We start from the raw sequence: 18,426 nt of genomic DNA on the forward strand, positions 1-18,426 counted from the left end.
TTGTGAAAATAAAATAACATTTGTACCGTAGACAGCAGGTGCGACAGCTTAATTTCCTGCCGAGGTCATACGATAGATTTTCTTTTGAACGGCTATTGTATACTTCCTCCATGTCTGCAAGATGTGGAGGTTTTTCTTTGGACGGTATAAATGAAAAAATCTACAGGAGGTGTAAGGATGAGCAGCGCTATTGAACAAAAGAAATTGATCGTTGATGAGATTGCCGATAAATTCAAAGCAAGCAAATCAACGGTTGTAGTTGACTACCGCGGACTGACTGTTGCTGAAGTAACTGAACTTCGTAAACAGCTTCGTGATGCGGGAATCGAGTTCAAGGTTTACAAAAACAGCATGGCTCGCCGTGCTGCAGAAGCTTCTGAGCTTTCTGGCTTGAACGAAGCACTGACAGGTCCAAATGCGATTGCATTCAGTAATGAAGATGTAGTTGCACCTGCGAAAATCCTAAACGATTTCGCTAAAAAACATGAGGCTCTTGAAATCAAAGCTGGTGTTATCGAAGGCAACATCGCTTCTGTTGAGGATGTTAAAGCTCTTGCTGAACTTCCATCACGCGAAGGCTTGCTGTCTATGCTACTCAGCGTACTTCAAGCACCTATCCGCAATCTTGCTCTTGCTGCAAAAGCTGTTGCAGACCAAAAAGAAGAACAAGGCGCGTAAGCTAGTCTTTTCATAAAAAAATCAAACCAATCATAAGGAGGAAATTTTATCATGACTAAAGAACAAATCATTGAAGCAGTCAAAAGCATGACTGTTCTAGAACTTAACGACCTAGTAAAAGCAATCGAAGAAGAGTTTGGCGTAACTGCTGCAGCTCCTGTAGCTGTAATGGGTGGCGCTGCTGGCGGAGATGCTGCAGCTGAGAAAACTGAATTTGACGTTGTTCTTGCATCTGCAGGCGACCAAAAAATCAAAGTTATCAAAGTTGTTCGTGAAATCACAGGTCTTGGTCTTAAAGAAGCAAAAGAACTTGTTGACAACACTCCTAAGCCTGTTAAAGAAGGCGCTTCTAAAGAAGAGGCTGAAGAAATCAAAGCTAAGCTTGAAGAAGTTGGAGCTGGCGTTGAAGTTAAGTAATGCCAACTTTGAAAAGCCCGCTGCCCAGCGGGCTTTTTGCTTTTTTCTTTTGTTTGATTTATAATTCGTCCGAACAGGATGCATGATTCTCAATGTGTTTCCTCAGGTTGGAGGTGATTCTATGACCGAACATTACTATTCCCGCATATCAAAAACTGAAAGTGATCCTGCGTATTGGAATTTTCCGCTAAGAGGGCATTCTTTCCGTTTTAAAACCGATAACGGTGTGTTTTCAAAGAGAGAAGTGGATTTTGGTTCAAGGCTTCTTGTTGAAGCGTTCACACTGCCGGAGCCTGAAGGCAATATCCTGGATGTTGGCTGCGGATATGGGCCGATTGGCTTGGCCATTGCCAAAAGCTTTCCGGAAAGGACGGTCCACATGGTTGATGTGAATCTCCGGGCGATCGAGCTTGCAAAGGAAAATGCGGCTGGAAATTCAGTTGGCAATACTGCCATCTATGAAAGTGACCGCTTAACCGGTGTTGGCGGTGGCAAGTTTGCGGCCATCCTGACAAATCCGCCAATCCGCGCCGGAAAGCAGGTTGTCCACGACATTTTTGAACAAAGCTTCGAGCGTTTGCTGCCGGGCGGCGAGCTCTGGGTTGTCATCCAGAAAAAGCAGGGTGCCCCTTCGGCAATTGAGAAACTGGACTCGCTTTTTTCAGAGGTCGAAACCGTAGAAAAGAAAAAAGGCTACTTTATTTTAAAAGCGAAAAAAAGTTGACTTGACTTTTTCTCTATGATAGTATTGTAAAATGCCAACATAATACTTTCCGATTTATTTGCTATTTTGCAGTCGTTCTGTATAAATTTGGCTATAATGGGAAAGCTAATAAAATAATAGTCGAAATGTGAAAATGTGGTTTTTGAGTTGAAAACCCTTTTTCTTTTTGTCTTATGAAAAGTAAAAGCTGTCTGCGCCCGAGGGGGATTGGCAATGCCGGTTTGTTTAAATGCCGGTTTCTCTTTTGGACAGGGTGCTTGCGCTTTTCGATAAATAACGCTTGATTTGAGGGGTGAATCAGTTGACAGGTCAACTAGTTCAGTATGGACGACACCGCCAACGTAGAAGTTACGCACGAATCAGTGAAGTTTTGGATTTGCCTAATCTAATTGAAATCCAAACCTCTTCTTATCAATGGTTTCTTGATGAGGGTCTTCGTGAAATGTTCCAGGACATTTCGCCAATTGAAGACTTTACTGGTAACTTATCGCTTGAATTTATTGATTACAGCCTTGGCGATCCAAAGTATTCCGTTGAGGAATCGAAAGAACGAGATGTTACATATTCAGCACCTTTGCGTGTTAAAGTGCGTCTTGTAAACAAAGAAACAGGCGAAGTTAAAGACCAGGATGTCTTTATGGGTGACTTCCCGCTTATGACAGAAACAGGTACGTTTGTGATCAATGGAGCAGAACGCGTCATCGTTTCTCAGTTAGTACGTTCACCGAGTGTATACTATAGCGGAAAGCTGGATAAAAACGGGAAAAGAGGCTTCTCTGCTACTGTTATCCCGAACCGCGGCGCCTGGCTTGAATATGAAACAGATGCCAAGGATGTCGTATACGTTAGAATAGATCGTACTCGGAAACTGCCCGTTACGGTTCTTTTGCGTGCACTTGGGTTCGGCTCTGATCAAGAAATCATTGATTTGATCGGAGACAATGAATATATCCGCAATACGCTTGAAAAAGACAACACAGAAAGTACAGATAAAGCCCTTCTGGAAATCTATGAGCGTCTTCGTCCGGGCGAGCCGCCGACTGTAGAAAATGCAAAAAGCCTGCTCGTTTCCAGATTCTTTGATCCAAAGCGCTATGATTTAGCGAATGTTGGACGCTACAAGATCAACAAGAAGCTTCATATTAAAAACAGACTGTTCAACCAGCGCCTTGCTGAGACACTGGTTGATCCTGAAACAGGCGAAATCATCGCAGAGAAAGGGACTATGCTGGACCGCCGCAACCTGGACCGCATCATCCCTAATCTTGAAAATAATATCGGCTTCAGGACAGCAGCTCCTTCAGGCGGAGTGGTGGAGGACGAGGTCCTTCTTCAATCCATCAAGGTCTATGCCCCTAATGAAGACGGAGAGAAAGAGATCAATATCATCGGCAATGCCTATGTTGAGGAAGCGGTCAAGAACATCGCTCCTTCTGATATCATTGCGTCGATTGGCTATTTCTTCAACCTTCTTCACGGAGTCGGCGATACAGATGATATCGACCACCTGGGGAACAGACGTCTTCGTTCAGTTGGCGAACTGCTCCAGAACCAGTTCCGAATCGGACTTTCCAGAATGGAACGTGTTGTCCGCGAGAGGATGTCCATCCAGGATACCAATACAATTACACCGCAGCAGCTGATCAACATCAGGCCTGTTATCGCATCAATCAAAGAGTTCTTTGGAAGCTCACAGCTTTCACAGTTCATGGACCAGACAAACCCGCTTGCCGAACTGACGCATAAGCGCCGTCTATCTGCATTAGGGCCTGGCGGTCTGACTCGTGAGCGCGCCGGCTTTGAAGTCCGTGACGTTCACTATTCACACTATGGCCGCATGTGTCCGATTGAAACGCCGGAAGGACCGAACATCGGTCTGATCAACTCATTATCATCCTTTGCAAAGGTTAACCGCTTCGGATTCATCGAAACGCCATACCGCCGCATCAATCCTGAGACCGGCAGAGTGACAGACCAAATCGATTACCTGACAGCTGATGAAGAAGATAACTATGTTGTTGCACAGGCGAATGCGCGCCTTGGTGATGACGGTACTTTCCTTGACGATGAAGTCGTCGCGCGTTTCCGCGGGGAAAATACGGTTGTACCGAAAGACCGCGTTGACTATATGGATGTATCGCCAAAGCAGGTAGTATCAGCCGCGACAGCATGTATTCCTTTCCTTGAAAACGATGACTCCAACCGTGCCCTCATGGGAGCGAACATGCAGCGTCAGGCAGTACCATTGCTGCAGCCTGAAGCACCTCGTGTAGGTACAGGAATGGAGTATGTGTCCGGGAAAGACTCCGGTGCAGCTGTCATCTGTAAGCATGAAGGAATCGTCGAGCATGTTGAAGCACGTGAAGTCTGGGTGCGCCGCATTTCCGAGGTCAATGGCCAGGAAGTCAAAGGCGACCTTGATAAGTACAGGATGCTTAAATTCATCCGCTCCAACCAGGGAACATGCTATAACCAGCGCCCGATTGTTGCTGTTGGAAACCGTGTGACAAAGGGCGAAATCCTTGCTGACGGGCCTTCCATGGAGCTTGGCGAGCTTGCGCTTGGCCGCAACGTGCTTGTTGCCTTCATGACTTGGGACGGCTATAACTATGAGGATGCGATCATCATGAGCGAACGTCTTGTAAAAGACGACGTTTATACTTCCATCCATATTGAAGAATATGAATCAGAATCAAGAGACACCAAGCTTGGGCCTGAAGAAATCACCCGTGACATCCCGAATGTCGGTGAAGATGCACTCCGCAATCTTGATGAGCGCGGAATCATCCGTACGGGCGCTGAAGTAAAGGATGGCGACCTGCTTGTTGGTAAGGTTACTCCTAAGGGTGTAACAGAGCTGACTGCCGAAGAGCGCCTTCTGCATGCCATCTTTGGAGAGAAAGCCCGTGAAGTGCGTGATACTTCCCTTCGTGTTCCTCACGGAGGAGGCGGAATTGTGCTTGATGTCAAAGTCTTCAACCGTGAAGACGGAGATGAGCTGCCGCCAGGCGTGAACCAGCTTGTACGTGTATATATCGTTCAGAAGCGTAAGATCTCCGAGGGAGATAAAATGGCGGGGCGCCACGGAAATAAAGGGGTTATCTCCCGGATCCTTCCGGAAGAAGATATGCCTTACCTTCCAGATGGCACACCTGTCGACATCATGTTGAATCCATTGGGGGTTCCTTCCCGTATGAACATCGGGCAGGTGCTTGAACTCCACCTCGGCATGGCTGCGAGAGCACTAGGCATCCACGTCGCTTCACCGGTATTCGATGGAGCGCGCGAGGAAGATGTCTGGTCAACAATCGAAGAAGCCGGCATGGCCCGGGATGCGAAGACAGTCCTGTACGACGGCCGTTCGGGAGAACCGTTCGACAACCGTGTATCTGTCGGCGTCATGTACATGATCAAACTGGCCCACATGGTTGATGACAAGCTCCATGCCCGCTCAACAGGCCCTTACTCACTTGTTACGCAGCAGCCTCTTGGCGGTAAAGCCCAGTTCGGCGGACAGCGTTTCGGGGAGATGGAGGTCTGGGCGCTTGAAGCTTACGGTGCTGCCTATACATTGCAGGAAATCCTGACAGTTAAATCAGATGACGTTGTCGGACGTGTGAAAACGTACGAAGCGATCGTCAAAGGCGAGAATGTACCGGAGCCTGGAGTGCCGGAATCCTTCCGTGTATTGATGAAAGAGCTTCAGAGCTTGGGTATGGATGTTAAGATCCTGTCAGGTGATGAAAAGGAAATCGAAATGCGCGACCTTGAGGACGATGATGATGTGCAGCAGGCTGAATCGCTGACCATCGCACCGGACACAGAGGAAGCAAACACTGAAAAAGTAGCTAGCAAAGAATAAACAGCATAACTATATAAATTTGACTGCCGCTCCGTCTTAACGGGCGGAGGGCGGCATATTATTGCCGGATTAGCAATAAGGGTATAACCCGAGATTGAAAGGGAGGTAGGCCCCTTGCTGGATGTAAACAATTTTGAGTATATGAAGATCGGTCTTGCTTCACCTGATAAGATCCGTTCCTGGTCTTTTGGTGAAGTCAAAAAACCTGAAACAATCAACTATCGTACATTAAAGCCTGAAAAAGACGGCTTATTCTGCGAGCGTATTTTCGGACCTCAGAAAGACTGGGAATGCCATTGCGGAAAATACAAAAGAGTGCGCTATAAAGGCGTAGTCTGTGACCGATGCGGAGTGGAAGTCACCCGCGCCAAGGTCCGCCGCGAAAGAATGGGCCATATCGAGCTTGCTGCTCCTGTATCGCATATCTGGTATTTCAAGGGAATCCCGAGCCGCATGGGCCTTGTTCTGGATATGTCACCGCGTGCGCTTGAAGAAGTCATCTACTTTGCTTCATATGTGGTAACTGATTCCGGCGATACAGCATTAGAGAAAAAACAGCTTCTGTCTGAGAAGGAATACCGCGCTTACCGTGAAAAGTACGGCAATAAGTTCCAGGCATCCATGGGTGCAGAATCCATCAAGAAGCTGCTTTCCGATATCGACCTGAACAAAGAAGTAGACGCGCTTAAAGAAGAGCTTACAACTGCCCAGGGCCAGCGCCGTACACGCGCTATCAAGCGCCTTGAGGTACTTGAAGCCTTCCGTGGATCTGGAAATGAACCATCATGGATGATCCTGGATGTACTTCCTGTCATCCCGCCTGAGCTTCGTCCAATGGTCCAGCTTGACGGAGGAAGATTTGCGACTTCTGACCTGAACGATCTGTACCGCCGTGTCATCAACCGGAACAACCGCCTGAAGCGCTTACTGGACCTCGGTGCTCCAAGCATCATCGTCCAGAATGAAAAACGTATGCTTCAGGAAGCCGTAGACGCCCTGATTGACAACGGCCGCCGCGGACGTCCTGTAACAGGTCCTGGAAACAGGCCGCTTAAATCTCTTTCACACATGCTGAAAGGGAAGCAGGGGCGTTTCCGTCAGAACCTGCTCGGAAAGCGTGTTGACTACTCCGGACGTTCTGTTATCGTAGTAGGTCCTAACCTGAAAATGTACCAGTGCGGTCTGCCGAAGGAAATGGCGCTTGAGCTGTTCAAGCCTTTCGTCATGAAGGAATTGGTGGAAAAAGGACTGGCTCACAATATCAAATCAGCAAAACGCAAAATTGAAAGGGTCCAGCCTGAAGTCTGGGATGTGCTTGAAGAGGTAATCAAAGAGCATCCAGTTCTGCTGAACCGTGCACCGACCCTTCACAGGCTCGGAATCCAGGCCTTTGAACCAACTTTGGTTGAAGGGCGCGCGATCCGTCTCCATCCGCTTGTATGTACAGCATACAACGCCGACTTTGACGGTGACCAAATGGCGGTCCACGTACCGCTTTCATCTGAAGCTCAGGCAGAAGCGCGTCTTCTTATGCTTGCAGCCCAGAACATCCTGAACCCTAAGGATGGAAAACCTGTTGTTACACCTTCCCAGGATATGGTGCTTGGTAACTATTACCTGACTATGGAAAGAGAAGGTGCAGTGGGCGAAGGTATGATTTTCAATGATACAAGCGAAGCATTGCTTGCTTATCAGAATGGCTATGTCCACCTTCATACCCGCGTAGCAGTGAATGCAGGTACACTGAACAATGAAACATTCACAGAAGAACAAAGGAAAAAGCTTCTTATCACGACTGTCGGAAAGCTTGTCTTCAACGAAATCCTGCCGACATCATTCCCATACATCAATGAGCCGACAAAGACGAATCTTGAAGAAGAAACGCCTGCCCGCTACTTTGTAGAACGGGGTACTGATGTAAAAGAAGCTATTAAAAATATGCCGCTTGTTGATCCTTTCAAGAAGAAAATTCTTGGAAACATCATTGCGGAAGTCTTCAAGCGCTTTAAGATAACTGAAACATCCAAAATGCTTGACCGCATGAAGGATCTCGGCTTCAGACATTCCACTAAAGCCGGCATCACTGTCGGTGTGGCGGATATCGTCGTTCTTAAAGAAAAGCAGGAAATCATTTCTGAAGCACAAGGCAAGGTTGATAATGTCCTTAAACAGTTCAGGCGGGGTCTCATCACTGAGGATGAGCGCTATGACCGTGTTATCTCCATCTGGAGTGCTGCGAAGGACACTATCCAGGCCAAGCTGATGAAGTCCCTGGATAAATCCAACCCGATCTTTATGATGAGTGACTCCGGTGCCCGTGGTAACGCATCTAACTTTACACAGTTAGCCGGTATGCGCGGACTCATGGCCAACCCGGCCGGCCGGATCATTGAACTTCCGATCAAGTCCAGCTTCCGTGAAGGACTGACAGTACTTGAGTACTTCATCTCCACACACGGAGCGCGTAAAGGTTTGGCCGATACAGCACTTAAGACAGCTGACTCCGGCTATCTGACCCGCCGTCTTGTTGACGTTGCACAGGATGTCATCGTCCGTGATGATGATTGCGGTACAGACAGAGGTCTGCAGATAAGCGCCCTGAAGGATGGCACAGAAGTTATCGAAGCGCTGGATGAGCGCCTGATTGGCCGCTATGCACGCAGAGATATCAAGCATCCTGAAACAAACGCTGTAATCGTAAAAGAAAATGATCTTATTACAGAAGATTTGTCTGTTGAAATCGTAGAAGCAGGCATTGAGACTGTTTGGATCCGTTCTGCCTTTACCTGTAATACACGCCATGGCGTATGTAAGAAATGCTACGGGCGCAACCTGGCAACAGGCCAGGAAGTTGAAGTGGGCGAAGCCGTCGGAATCATCGCAGCCCAATCCATCGGCGAGCCTGGAACACAGCTTACAATGCGTACTTTCCATACAGGAGGCGTAGCAGGAGACGATATTACTCAAGGTCTTCCGCGTATCCAGGAAATTTTCGAAGCGCGTAACCCTAAAGGTCAGGCTGTCATTTCAGAGCTTGAAGGTGTTGTCGTTGGCATCAATGAAGGACGCGACCGCCAGCATGAAATTGTCGTGCAGGGCGAGGTTGAGTCCCGCACATACACTGCTCCATATACAGCGCGCCTGAAAGTGGCTGTTGATGACAGGGTAGACCGCGGACAGGAATTGACCGAAGGTTCTATTGACCCTAAAGAATTGATTAAAGTAAGAGATGTAAATGCTGTACAAGAGTATCTGCTTCGCGAAGTTCAGAAGGTATACCGCATGCAGGGTGTTGAAATCGGCGATAAGCACATCGAGGTAATGGTCCGCCAGATGCTTCGCAAGGTGCGTGTCATCGATGCAGGGGAAACAGAAGTGCTGCCTGGCTCGCTTCTTGATATCCACCAGTTCACAGATGCCAATGAAAAGGCTCTGTTAAACGGCAAAATGCCTGCGACTGGCCGTCCTGTACTACTCGGTATCACTAAAGCTTCACTTGAGACGGATTCCTTCCTGTCAGCCGCTTCCTTCCAGGAAACAACAAGGGTGCTTACAGATGCTGCCATCAAAGGCAAGCGTGATGAATTGCTTGGTCTTAAAGAGAATGTCATCATCGGTAAGCTGGTCCCTGCGGGAACTGGAATGCAGCGCTACCGCAGAGCTGAACCATTCACTGCAGAAGAAGCATCCGAAGAAACAGTTACAGTGGAATAATAGAAATGCGGTGCCTGCCGAATAGGGGGCACCGCATTTTATAGTAATAGCTAAGCAATTGGACGCACAGGTTCATAGATAGACTGAATGGAAATATGCATGATTTTAAAAAAATATTTGCCGTGATGTTGACAATATTCCTGTGCGATGGTACTATAGCAAAGGTGCTCCTATTTACCGGATACTTTGGAGGATATATCATGTCTTATGATAAAGTATTGCAGGCAAGAAATATTATAGTAGGAACAAAGCAAACAGTAAAAGCTCTGAAATCAGGAACAATCAGCGAAGTGCTGATCGCAGAAGATGCAGACCATAGGGCTGTTGAAAAAGTGATCAACGCGGCGCTTGAATATAAAGTTCCGGTCACCCGGGCCGGCTCGATGAAATCATTGGGAAAGGCCTGCGGAATCGACGTAGGTGCGGCAGCTGTTGCAATATCTATTTAAAAACTGTTTTTGTAGATGAAGATCTGCAAGGACTTTGTTTTTGCAACAAAATGAACCACCTGGATGTGTGGGCTTACACAAAAGACGAAGGGAGGAAAAATCATGCCTACAATTAACCAATTAGTGCGCAAGCCTCGTAAGACAAAAGAGGAAAAGTCAAAATCACCTGCGCTTAACAAAGGTTACAACAGCTTCAAAAAAGCACAAACTAACGTATCATCTCCACAGAAACGCGGTGTATGTACTCGTGTTGGTACAATGACTCCGAAGAAACCAAACTCAGCGTTGCGTAAATATGCTCGTGTACGCTTGACTAACGGAATCGAGGTTACTGCCTACATTCCTGGTATCGGACACAACCTTCAAGAGCACAGCGTAGTATTAATCCGCGGCGGACGTGTAAAGGACTTACCAGGGGTACGTTACCACATCGTGCGCGGCGCGCTTGACACTGCCGGTGTTAACAACCGTATGCAAGGCCGTTCAAAATACGGTACTAAGCGTCCTAAAGCAGCTAAAAAATAATGCCAGACCACAAATAATATTCAGTTTTTTCGAAAGGAGGAAATTACATGCCACGTAAAGGTCCTGTAGCAAAAAGAGACGTATTACCAGATCCGATTTACAATTCAAAGCTAGTTAGCCGTCTTATCAACAAAATGATGGTTGATGGCAAGAGAGGTAAATCTCAAGCTATTCTTTATTCAGCATTTGATATCATCAGCGAGCGCAGCGGAAAAGAGCCAATGGAAGTGTTCGATCAAGCACTTAAGAACATCATGCCGGTTCTAGAAGTAAGAGCGCGCCGTGTAGGTGGTGCGAACTATCAAGTACCAGTTGAGGTGCGCCCAGACCGCCGTACGACTCTTGGTCTTCGCTGGTTGGTTAACTATTCTCGTCTTCGCGGTGAGAAAACAATGGAAGAGCGTTTAGCTAACGAAATCCTTGACGCTGCCAACAACACAGGTTCATCTGTGAAGAAGCGTGAAGATACTCATAAAATGGCTGAAGCTAACAAAGCATTCGCTCACTACCGCTGGTAGGATCGAACCCACAAACAAACTATCACATTTACTAGGAAGGAGAAAGACCCAATGGCAAGAGAGTTCTCCTTGGATAATACTCGTAATATCGGCATCATGGCCCACATCGATGCCGGTAAAACAACTACGACTGAGCGCGTACTTTACTACACTGGCCGTATCCACAAAATCGGTGAAACACACGAAGGTGCTTCACAAATGGACTGGATGGAACAGGAACAGGAACGCGGTATCACAATCACTTCTGCAGCAACAACTGCACAGTGGAAGGGCCACCGTGTAAACATCATCGATACACCAGGGCACGTAGACTTCACAGTTGAAGTTGAGCGTTCACTTCGTGTACTTGATGGTGCAGTAGCAGTCCTTGATGCACAATCAGGAGTTGAGCCTCAAACTGAAACAGTTTGGCGCCAGGCTACTACTTATGGTGTACCACGTGTGGTATTCGTAAACAAAATGGATAAACTGGGTGCAGATTTCCTTTACTCACTCGGTACACTCCACGATCGTCTGCAAGCCAATGCAGCAGCTATTCAGCTGCCAATCGGTGCTGAAGACCAGTTCGAAGGAATCATCGACCTGATCGAGATGAAAGCGACTTTCTACGGCAACGACCTTGGTACAGACATCGAAGACCGTGAAATCCCGGAAGAATACAAGGCGCAAGCTGAAGAATACCGTGAAAAGCTGATTGAAGCGGTAGCTGAGCTTGATGAAGAATTAATGGAGAAATACCTTGGCGGTGAAGAAATCACTAACGACGAGCTGAAAGCAGCTATTCGTAAAGGTACTGTAAACGTTGAATTCTACCCTGTAATCTGTGGATCAGCGTTCAAAAACAAAGGTGTTCAGAAAATGCTTGATGCAGTAATTGACTACCTTCCGTCTCCACTGGACGTACCTGCAATCAAAGGTACTCTACCGGATTCTGAAGAAGAAGTTACTCGTCCTTCAAGTGACGATGAGCCATTCTCAGCTCTTGCATTTAAAGTTATGACTGACCCTTATGTCGGTAAGCTTACATTCTTCCGTGTATACTCTGGTACTTTGAGCTCCGGTTCATATGTACAGAACTCTACAAAAGGAAAGCGCGAGCGTGTAGGACGTATCCTGCAGATGCACGCCAACTCCCGTGAAGAGATCTCTGAAGTATACGCAGGGGATATCGCTGCTGCCGTAGGTCTTAAGGACACTACTACTGGTGACACTCTGTGTGATGAGAAGAACCTTGTAATCCTTGAGTCCATGGAATTCCCTGAGCCGGTTATCCAATTGTCTATCGAGCCTAAGTCAAAGGCAGACCAGGACAAAATGACAACTGCTCTTCAAAAGCTTCAAGAAGAAGATCCTACATTCCGTGCGCATACAGACCAGGAAACTGGACAGGTTATCATTGCGGGTATGGGTGAACTTCACCTTGATATCCTTGTTGACCGTATGAAACGTGAATTTAAAGTGGAAGCAAACGTAGGTGCGCCTCAGGTTGCATATCGTGAAACTTTCCGCGCTTCAGCTAAGGTTGAAGGTAAATTCGCACGCCAATCTGGTGGACGCGGACAATTCGGACACGTTTGGATTGAATTCTCTCCAAACGAAGAAGGAAAAGGCTTTGAATTCGAAAACGGCATCGTCGGCGGTGTTGTTCCTCGTGAATACATCCCGGCTGTCCAAGCTGGACTGGAAGATTCCCTTGACAGAGGTGTTCTTGCTGGATATCCGCTAGTTGATATTAAAGCAAGACTGTTCGATGGATCTTACCATGATGTCGATTCATCAGAAATGGCGTTCAAAATTGCCGCTTCAATGGCACTGAAAAACGCTGCTTCAAAATGTAACCCTGTTATCCTTGAGCCAGTCATGAGGATAGAAGTTATCATTCCAGAAGAATATCTGGGAGATATCATGGGTAACGTCACTTCCCGTCGTGGACGTGTAGAAGGTATGGATGCCCGCGGCAACGCTCAAGTTGTCCGTGCAATGGTTCCGCTGTCTGAAATGTTCGGATATGCAACTTCCCTGCGTTCAAGCACACAAGGCCGTGGAGTATTCTCCATGCACTTTGACCACTATGAAGAAGTACCGAAGTCAATTTCTGAAGAAATCATCAAAAAAAATAAAGGTGAATAATTGATTTTACCTTTATAATCAAGTATAACTACTATTGTAGAACCAAGCTGCTGATCGGCTTGCCTGACAGCAGCTCTAAAAATACTTAACTTTTTAAAATTAAAGGAGGATTTTCCTAATGGGTAAAGCTAAATTCGACCGTTCAAAACCCCACGTTAATATTGGTACAATTGGTCACGTTGACCACGGAAAAACAACTCTAACTGCTGCTATCACTACAGTTCTTGCTAAGACTGGTGGAGCTGAAGCACGCGCTTACGACCAAATCGACGGTGCTCCAGAAGAAAGAGAGCGTGGTATCACAATCTCTACTGCACACGTTGAGTACGAAACTGCTAACCGTCACTACGCACACGTTGACTGCCCAGGACACGCTGACTATGTTAAAAACATGATCACTGGTGCTGCTCAAATGGACGGCGGTATCCTAGTAGTATCTGCTTCTGACGGCCCAATGCCACAAACTCGTGAGCACATCCTTCTTTCTCGTCAAGTAGGTGTACCTTACCTTGTTGTATTCATGAACAAGTGTGACATGGTTGACGATGAAGAGCTTCTTGAACTAGTTGAAATGGAAATCCGTGACCTTCTATCTGAGTATGAGTTCCCTGGTGATGACATTCCTGTTATCAAAGGTTCTGCTCTTAAAGCTCTTGAAGGCGACGCTGCTTGGGAAGATAAAATCAACGAGCTTATGGCTGCAGTTGACGAGTACATCCCAACTCCAACACGTGACACTGACAAGCCATTCATGATGCCTGTTGAGGATGTATTCTCAATCACTGGCCGTGGTACTGTTGCTACAGGACGTGTTGAGCGTGGACAAGTTAAAGTCGGTGACGTAATCGAAATCATCGGTCTTACTGAAGAGCCAAAATCAACAACTGTAACAGGTGTTGAAATGTTCCGTAAGCTTCTTGACTTCGCAGAAGCTGGTGACAACATCGGTGCCCTTCTTCGTGGTGTAGCACGTGAAGACATCCAGCGTGGTCAAGTTTTGGCTAAGCCAGGCTCAATCACTCCACACGTAAAATTCAAAGCTGAAGTTTACGTTCTATCTAAAGAAGAAGGTGGACGTCATACTCCATTCTTCACTAACTACCGCCCTCAGTTCTACTTCCGTACAACTGACGTAACTGGAATCTGCAACCTTCCTGAAGGTGTAGAAATGGTTATGCCTGGCGACAACATCGAAATGACTGTTGAGCTTATCGCTCCAATCGCTATCGAAGAAGGTACTAAGTTCTCTATCCGTGAGGGTGGACGTACTGTAGGCGCTGGCGTTGTAGCTACAATCACTGAGTAATCTTTGATTCATATATAAAGAAGCAGGTGGATTTGATCCATCTGCTTCTTTTTTTCTTTGGATTCTAAACTATACCTTAGGATTTCTCTGCATGAACTTTCGCTCTAACTGTAATGAGTGGCAGCCAACTCCAACGTTATCTGAGCTGATTCTTACGTTTTAAGCCTGTAATTCTGTTCCGTGACTTCACAGGATCAATAATATTTCCTCTTCAGAAAACTTATTGGCGTTGGCGGGTGCTGCTGCCAGTGCAACATTGCTCCTATACTATAGAAGAAACAGGTTATGCAGCTTCAGCATTAAGGAAAAGCAATGACAGGATAACTTGAAAATCAGCAGTTTTTATGAATACATTTTATTTTTCCTAGGGGCACAGTGAATTGTTAGACTTCTTCCAATCCCCTTGAAAACCTGCGTTATACCCGCTATAATAGTAAAAGTGTGCGAAACATAAAAGAATAAAACATTTCATGTTGCAATTCTTAAATGGTTTCTGTATAATAGACAATGTTGGTCTTTGACTGCGATGAAGTGAAAGGTTGCTGACACACCCGGCCGCTTTGCCATGGCGAGTGTGTGGGAAATTTTCACGGAGAATGTCTATATCAATATAGGCGAAAAGGAGGGAAAATAATGGCAAAACAAAAAATTCGTATCCGTTTAAAAGCGTATGATCACAGGATCCTTGATCAGTCTGCTGAAAAGATTGTTGAAACTGCAAAGCGTTCTGGTGCGGCTGTGTCCGGCCCGATCCCATTGCCGACTGAAAAGTCAATTTACACAATCCTGCGTGCGGTCCATAAGTATAAAGATTCACGTGAGCAGTTCGAAATGCGCACGCATAAGCGTCTGATCGACATCATCAACCCAACTCCACAAACAGTTGATTCACTGATGCGCTTAGACCTGCCATCAGGTGTAGATATCGAAATCAAATTATAATGAAATAAATAATTAAATTCTCAGGAGGTGTGACTAATGACCAAAGGAATCTTAGGAAGAAAGATCGGTATGACTCAAGTATTTGCTGAAAATGGCGACCTTATCCCGGTAACTGTTGTAGAAGCTACAGGAAACGTTGTTCTTCAAGTGAAATCTGTCGACACTGACGGATATGAAGCAATCCAGCTTGGCTTTGCAGATAAGCGTGAAAAGCTTTCCAACAAACCTGAACAAGGACATGTCGCAAAAGCTGATACTGCTCCTAAGCGCTTCGTTCGCGAATTCCGCGGAGTTGACTTAGCAGCATATGAAGTTGGTCAGGAAGTCAAAGTAGATATTTTCGCAGAAGGCGATACTGTTGATGTAACAGGAATCTCTAAAGGTAAAGGTTTCCAAGGCTCTATCAAGCGCCACGGACAATCACGCGGACCTATGTCACACGGTTCACGCTACCACCGTCGCCCTGGTTCAATGGGACCTGTAGCTCCTAACCGTGTATTCAAAGGCAAAGCATTGCCAGGACGCATGGGCGGAGATCAGATCACTGTTCAAAACCTGGAAATCGTTAAAGTTGATGCAGAACGCAACCTGCTTCTGATCAAAGGTAACGTGCCTGGAGCGAAAAAAGCTCTTCTAAAAATTAAAACTGCGGTTAAAGCATAATTAATCCAGTCAGAAAGGAGGAAATAGAATGCCTAAAGTAGCATTGTTAAACCAAGCTGGTTCACAAGTTGGAGAAATCGAGCTTAATGAAACCATCTTCGGTATTGAGCCTAACAACCACGTACTATTCGAAGCTGTTGTAATGCAAAGAGCTTCTTTACGTCAAGGAACTCATAAAACTAAAATTCGTTCTGAAGTAGCCGGCGGCGGACGCAAGCCATGGCGCCAAAAAGGAACTGGACGCGCTCGTCAAGGTTCTATCCGTTCACCACAGTGGCGCGGAGGCGGTACAGTATTCGGTCCTACTCCACGCAGCTACAGCTATAAGCTGCCTAAAAAGGTACGCCGTTTAGCAATCAAATCTGCACTATCTTCTAAAGTGGCAGAAGAAAACATTCTAGTATTAGAAAACCTTGCTTTAGAAACTCCTAAAACAAAAGACTTCAAGGGTGTCCTTACAGGTCTGTCTGTTGATAAGAAAGCACTTATCGTAACAGCTGATCTTGATGAGAACGTAGCATTATCTGCTCGCAATATCCCTGGAGTGACTGTTGTAACTGCAACAGGCGTCAATGTTTTGGATGTTCTAAGCCATGATAAGCTTATCATGACTAAAGCAGCGGTTGAAAAAGTAGAGGAGGTGCTTGCATAATGGATGCACGCGATATCATTAAGCGCCCCGTTATCACTGAACGTTCTACTGACCTGATGGCTGACAAGAAGTATACTTTTGAAGTTGATGTTAGAGCTAACAAAACTCAAGTTAAAGATTCTATCCAAGAAATCTTTGGCGTGAAAGTTGAGAAAGTAAACATCATGAACTACAAAGGCAAGTTCAAGCGCATGGGTAAATTCGGCGGCTACACGAACAAACGTCGTAAAGCTATCGTAAAACTAACTGCAGACAGCAAAGAAATCGAATTCTTTGAAGTCTGATAACCATAACTAGAAGAGGAGGGAAACGAAATGGCGATTAAAAAGTATAAACCTACCTCCAACGGTCGTCGCGGCATGACTACTTCTGACTTTGCTGAGATTACTACAGACAAGCCGGAAAAATCACTGCTTGCACCTTTAAAGCGTAAAGGCGGCCGTAACAACCAAGGTAAGTTAACAGTTCGTCACCAAGGCGGCGGACATAAACGTCAATATCGCATCATCGATTTCAAACGTGATAAAGATGGCATTCCAGGACGCGTTGCTACGATCGAATATGATCCAAACCGTTCAGCCAACATTGCACTAATCAACTATGTGGATGGAGAAAAGCGTTACATCCTTGCTCCTAAGAACCTTTCTGTGGGCACTGAAGTAATGTCTGGACCTGAAGCTGACATTAAAGTGGGGAATGCACTTCCACTTGCAAACATTCCAGTGGGTACTGTTATCCACAACATCGAACTGAAACCTGGCAAAGGCGGACAGCTTGTACGTTCAGCAGGTACTTCTGCTCAAGTATTGGGTAAAGAAGGCAAATATGTTCTGGTTCGTTTAAACTCTGGTGAAGTTCGCATGATCCTTGCTACTTGCCGCGCTACAGTAGGCCAAGTGGGCAACGAGCAGCACGAACTTATCAACATCGGTAAAGCCGGTCGTTCACGCTGGTTAGGCAAGCGCCCAACTGTCCGTGGTTCTGTAATGAACCCGAATGATCACCCGCACGGTGGTGGTGAAGGTCGCGCTCCTATCGGACGTAAATCACCAATGTCACCTTGGGGCAAGCCGACTCTTGGTGCCAAAACACGCAAGAAGAAGAGCAAATCCGACAAGTTTATCGTACGTCGTCGTAAAAAATAACGGGATTGAGCTACGGTTCCACAAGAGAACCGTAGAACGATCACGAAGGGAGGTTCAATCATGGGTCGCAGCTTAAAAAAAGGACCTTTTGTTGATGAGCATTTAATGACAAAGATCGAAAAGTTAAATGAAAACGAAGGCAAGCAAGTGGTAAAGACTTGGTCACGCCGTTCTACGATCTTCCCGCAATTCATTGGTCACACTATCGCAGTTTATGATGGTCGTAAACATGTACCTGTATATGTGACAGAAGACATGGTAGGGCACAAGCTTGGAGAATTCGCTCCATCTCGTACTTACAAAGGCCATGGCAATGATGATAAGAAAACAAGACGTTAATGAGAGGAGGGCATCCTGATGCAAGCTAAAGCTGTTGCAAGAACAGTTCGTATTGCTCCTCGTAAAGCTCGTTTAGTCGTAGATTTAATTCGAGGTAAGCAAGTAGGTGAAGCGGTGGCTATCTTAAACCATACGCCAAAAGCAGCTTCTCCTGTCGTTGAAAAATTATTGAAATCCGCATTGGCAAATGCTGAGCATAACTACGAAATGGACGTTAATAATTTAGTAGTATCTCAAGTGTTCGTTGACGAGGGACCAACTTTGAAGCGTTTCCGTCCGCGTGCTATGGGCCGTGCAAGTGCAATCAACAAACGTACTAGTCATATTACTATCGTTTTATCAGAAAAGAAGGAGGGATAATC

The 18,426-nt window shown here is 46.2% G+C and carries 17 protein-coding genes and 1 other annotated feature; all 17 genes read left to right on the forward strand.

The window, feature by feature from the left end:
- Positions 1–7: 7 nt before the first annotated feature.
- Positions 8–145: a sequence feature (ribosomal protein L10 leader region), on the forward strand.
- A 32-nt stretch (positions 146–177) separates the two neighbouring features.
- The 17 genes from rplJ (at position 178) to rplV (ending at position 18,424) form a co-directional block, all read left to right on the forward strand.
- Positions 178–678 (forward strand): 50S ribosomal protein L10, encoded by a 501-nt coding sequence (gene rplJ, locus ACQCVH_RS24420; RefSeq protein WP_022543216.1) that lies wholly within the window; start codon positions 178–180, stop codon positions 676–678.
- A gap of 51 nt (positions 679–729) precedes the next feature.
- Complete coding sequence (rplL, locus tag ACQCVH_RS24425) at positions 730–1,095, forward strand: 50S ribosomal protein L7/L12 (RefSeq protein ID WP_022543217.1); 366 nt, start codon at positions 730–732, stop codon at positions 1,093–1,095.
- A gap of 121 nt (positions 1,096–1,216) precedes the next feature.
- Positions 1,217–1,819, forward strand: coding sequence for a class I SAM-dependent methyltransferase (locus ACQCVH_RS24430; RefSeq protein WP_426838244.1), 603 nt, complete (start codon positions 1,217–1,219; stop codon positions 1,817–1,819).
- A gap of 301 nt (positions 1,820–2,120) precedes the next feature.
- The gene (gene rpoB / locus ACQCVH_RS24435; RefSeq protein ID WP_035401163.1) at positions 2,121–5,681 is read left to right on the forward strand and encodes a DNA-directed RNA polymerase subunit beta; all 3,561 of its coding nucleotides are present in this window, start codon (positions 2,121–2,123) and stop codon (positions 5,679–5,681) included.
- 114 nt (positions 5,682–5,795) lie between these two features.
- On the forward strand, positions 5,796–9,395 hold the full coding sequence (rpoC, locus tag ACQCVH_RS24440; protein WP_224906006.1) for a DNA-directed RNA polymerase subunit beta': 3,600 nt from the start codon (positions 5,796–5,798) through the stop codon (positions 9,393–9,395).
- Between the two features lie 200 nt (positions 9,396–9,595).
- Entirely contained in the window at positions 9,596–9,844 is a 249-nt protein-coding gene (locus ACQCVH_RS24445; protein WP_022543219.1) for a 50S ribosomal protein L7ae-like protein, read from the forward strand.
- Between the two features lie 102 nt (positions 9,845–9,946).
- Positions 9,947–10,369 (forward strand): 30S ribosomal protein S12, encoded by a 423-nt coding sequence (gene rpsL / locus ACQCVH_RS24450; protein ID WP_009791334.1) that lies wholly within the window; start codon positions 9,947–9,949, stop codon positions 10,367–10,369.
- A 47-nt stretch (positions 10,370–10,416) separates the two neighbouring features.
- On the forward strand, positions 10,417–10,887 hold the full coding sequence (rpsG, locus tag ACQCVH_RS24455) for a 30S ribosomal protein S7 (RefSeq protein ID WP_009791333.1): 471 nt from the start codon (positions 10,417–10,419) through the stop codon (positions 10,885–10,887).
- 51 nt (positions 10,888–10,938) lie between these two features.
- Entirely contained in the window at positions 10,939–13,017 is a 2,079-nt protein-coding gene (gene fusA, locus ACQCVH_RS24460; protein ID WP_426838248.1) for an elongation factor G, read from the forward strand.
- Positions 13,018–13,135: 118 nt separating this feature from the next.
- Positions 13,136–14,323: an elongation factor Tu gene (gene tuf, locus ACQCVH_RS24465; protein WP_426838249.1), complete on the forward strand. Its 1,188-nt coding sequence runs from the start codon at positions 13,136–13,138 to the stop codon at positions 14,321–14,323.
- A 633-nt stretch (positions 14,324–14,956) separates the two neighbouring features.
- Positions 14,957–15,265 carry a 30S ribosomal protein S10 gene (rpsJ, locus tag ACQCVH_RS24470; RefSeq protein WP_009791329.1) on the forward strand — a complete coding sequence of 103 codons (309 nt, stop codon included), beginning with the start codon at positions 14,957–14,959 and terminating at the stop codon, positions 15,263–15,265.
- A gap of 36 nt (positions 15,266–15,301) precedes the next feature.
- A complete protein-coding gene (gene rplC, locus ACQCVH_RS24475; RefSeq protein ID WP_426838250.1) occupies positions 15,302–15,928 on the forward strand; it encodes a 50S ribosomal protein L3 in 627 nt (208 codons plus the stop codon).
- Positions 15,929–15,956: 28 nt separating this feature from the next.
- The gene (gene rplD / locus ACQCVH_RS24480) at positions 15,957–16,580 is read left to right on the forward strand and encodes a 50S ribosomal protein L4 (RefSeq protein ID WP_009791327.1); all 624 of its coding nucleotides are present in this window, start codon (positions 15,957–15,959) and stop codon (positions 16,578–16,580) included.
- Positions 16,577–16,864, forward strand: coding sequence for a 50S ribosomal protein L23 (rplW, locus tag ACQCVH_RS24485; protein ID WP_426838274.1), 288 nt, complete (start codon positions 16,577–16,579; stop codon positions 16,862–16,864). The genes rplD and rplW overlap by 4 nt, the downstream gene beginning before the upstream one ends.
- A 30-nt stretch (positions 16,865–16,894) precedes the next feature.
- Positions 16,895–17,725, forward strand: a complete 831-nt coding sequence (rplB, locus tag ACQCVH_RS24490) for a 50S ribosomal protein L2 (protein WP_009791325.1) — start codon at positions 16,895–16,897, stop codon at positions 17,723–17,725.
- A gap of 60 nt (positions 17,726–17,785) precedes the next feature.
- Positions 17,786–18,064: a 30S ribosomal protein S19 gene (rpsS, locus tag ACQCVH_RS24495; protein WP_009791324.1), complete on the forward strand. Its 279-nt coding sequence runs from the start codon at positions 17,786–17,788 to the stop codon at positions 18,062–18,064.
- Between the two features lie 18 nt (positions 18,065–18,082).
- A complete protein-coding gene (gene rplV, locus ACQCVH_RS24500; RefSeq protein ID WP_009791323.1) occupies positions 18,083–18,424 on the forward strand; it encodes a 50S ribosomal protein L22 in 342 nt (113 codons plus the stop codon).
- Positions 18,425–18,426 lie beyond the last annotated feature (2 nt).

The sequence above is a fragment of the Bacillus infantis genome, from assembly GCF_050107595.1.
Taxonomy (GTDB): Bacteria; Bacillota; Bacilli; order Bacillales; family Cytobacillaceae; genus Bacillus_AB; species Bacillus_AB infantis_C.

What these genes read in the sequence shown, in the direction of transcription:
- tuf (WP_426838249.1), top strand. Translation starts at nt 13,136, where the DNA reads ATGGGTAAAGCTAAATTCGACCGTTCAAAACCCCACGTTAATATTGGT.
- rplV (WP_009791323.1), top strand. Translation starts at nt 18,083, where the DNA reads ATGCAAGCTAAAGCTGTTGCAAGAACAGTTCGTATTGCTCCTCGTAAA.
- ACQCVH_RS24445 (WP_022543219.1), top strand. Translation starts at nt 9,596, where the DNA reads ATGTCTTATGATAAAGTATTGCAGGCAAGAAATATTATAGTAGGAACA.
- rplD (WP_009791327.1), top strand. Translation starts at nt 15,957, where the DNA reads ATGCCTAAAGTAGCATTGTTAAACCAAGCTGGTTCACAAGTTGGAGAA.
- rpsL (WP_009791334.1), top strand. Translation starts at nt 9,947, where the DNA reads ATGCCTACAATTAACCAATTAGTGCGCAAGCCTCGTAAGACAAAAGAG.
- rpsJ (WP_009791329.1), top strand. Translation starts at nt 14,957, where the DNA reads ATGGCAAAACAAAAAATTCGTATCCGTTTAAAAGCGTATGATCACAGG.
- fusA (WP_426838248.1), top strand. Translation starts at nt 10,939, where the DNA reads ATGGCAAGAGAGTTCTCCTTGGATAATACTCGTAATATCGGCATCATG.
- rpsG (WP_009791333.1), top strand. Translation starts at nt 10,417, where the DNA reads ATGCCACGTAAAGGTCCTGTAGCAAAAAGAGACGTATTACCAGATCCG.
- rplC (WP_426838250.1), top strand. Translation starts at nt 15,302, where the DNA reads ATGACCAAAGGAATCTTAGGAAGAAAGATCGGTATGACTCAAGTATTT.
- rplL (WP_022543217.1), top strand. Translation starts at nt 730, where the DNA reads ATGACTAAAGAACAAATCATTGAAGCAGTCAAAAGCATGACTGTTCTA.
- ACQCVH_RS24430 (WP_426838244.1), top strand. Translation starts at nt 1,217, where the DNA reads ATGACCGAACATTACTATTCCCGCATATCAAAAACTGAAAGTGATCCT.
- rplJ (WP_022543216.1), top strand. Translation starts at nt 178, where the DNA reads ATGAGCAGCGCTATTGAACAAAAGAAATTGATCGTTGATGAGATTGCC.
- rpsS (WP_009791324.1), top strand. Translation starts at nt 17,786, where the DNA reads ATGGGTCGCAGCTTAAAAAAAGGACCTTTTGTTGATGAGCATTTAATG.
- rplB (WP_009791325.1), top strand. Translation starts at nt 16,895, where the DNA reads ATGGCGATTAAAAAGTATAAACCTACCTCCAACGGTCGTCGCGGCATG.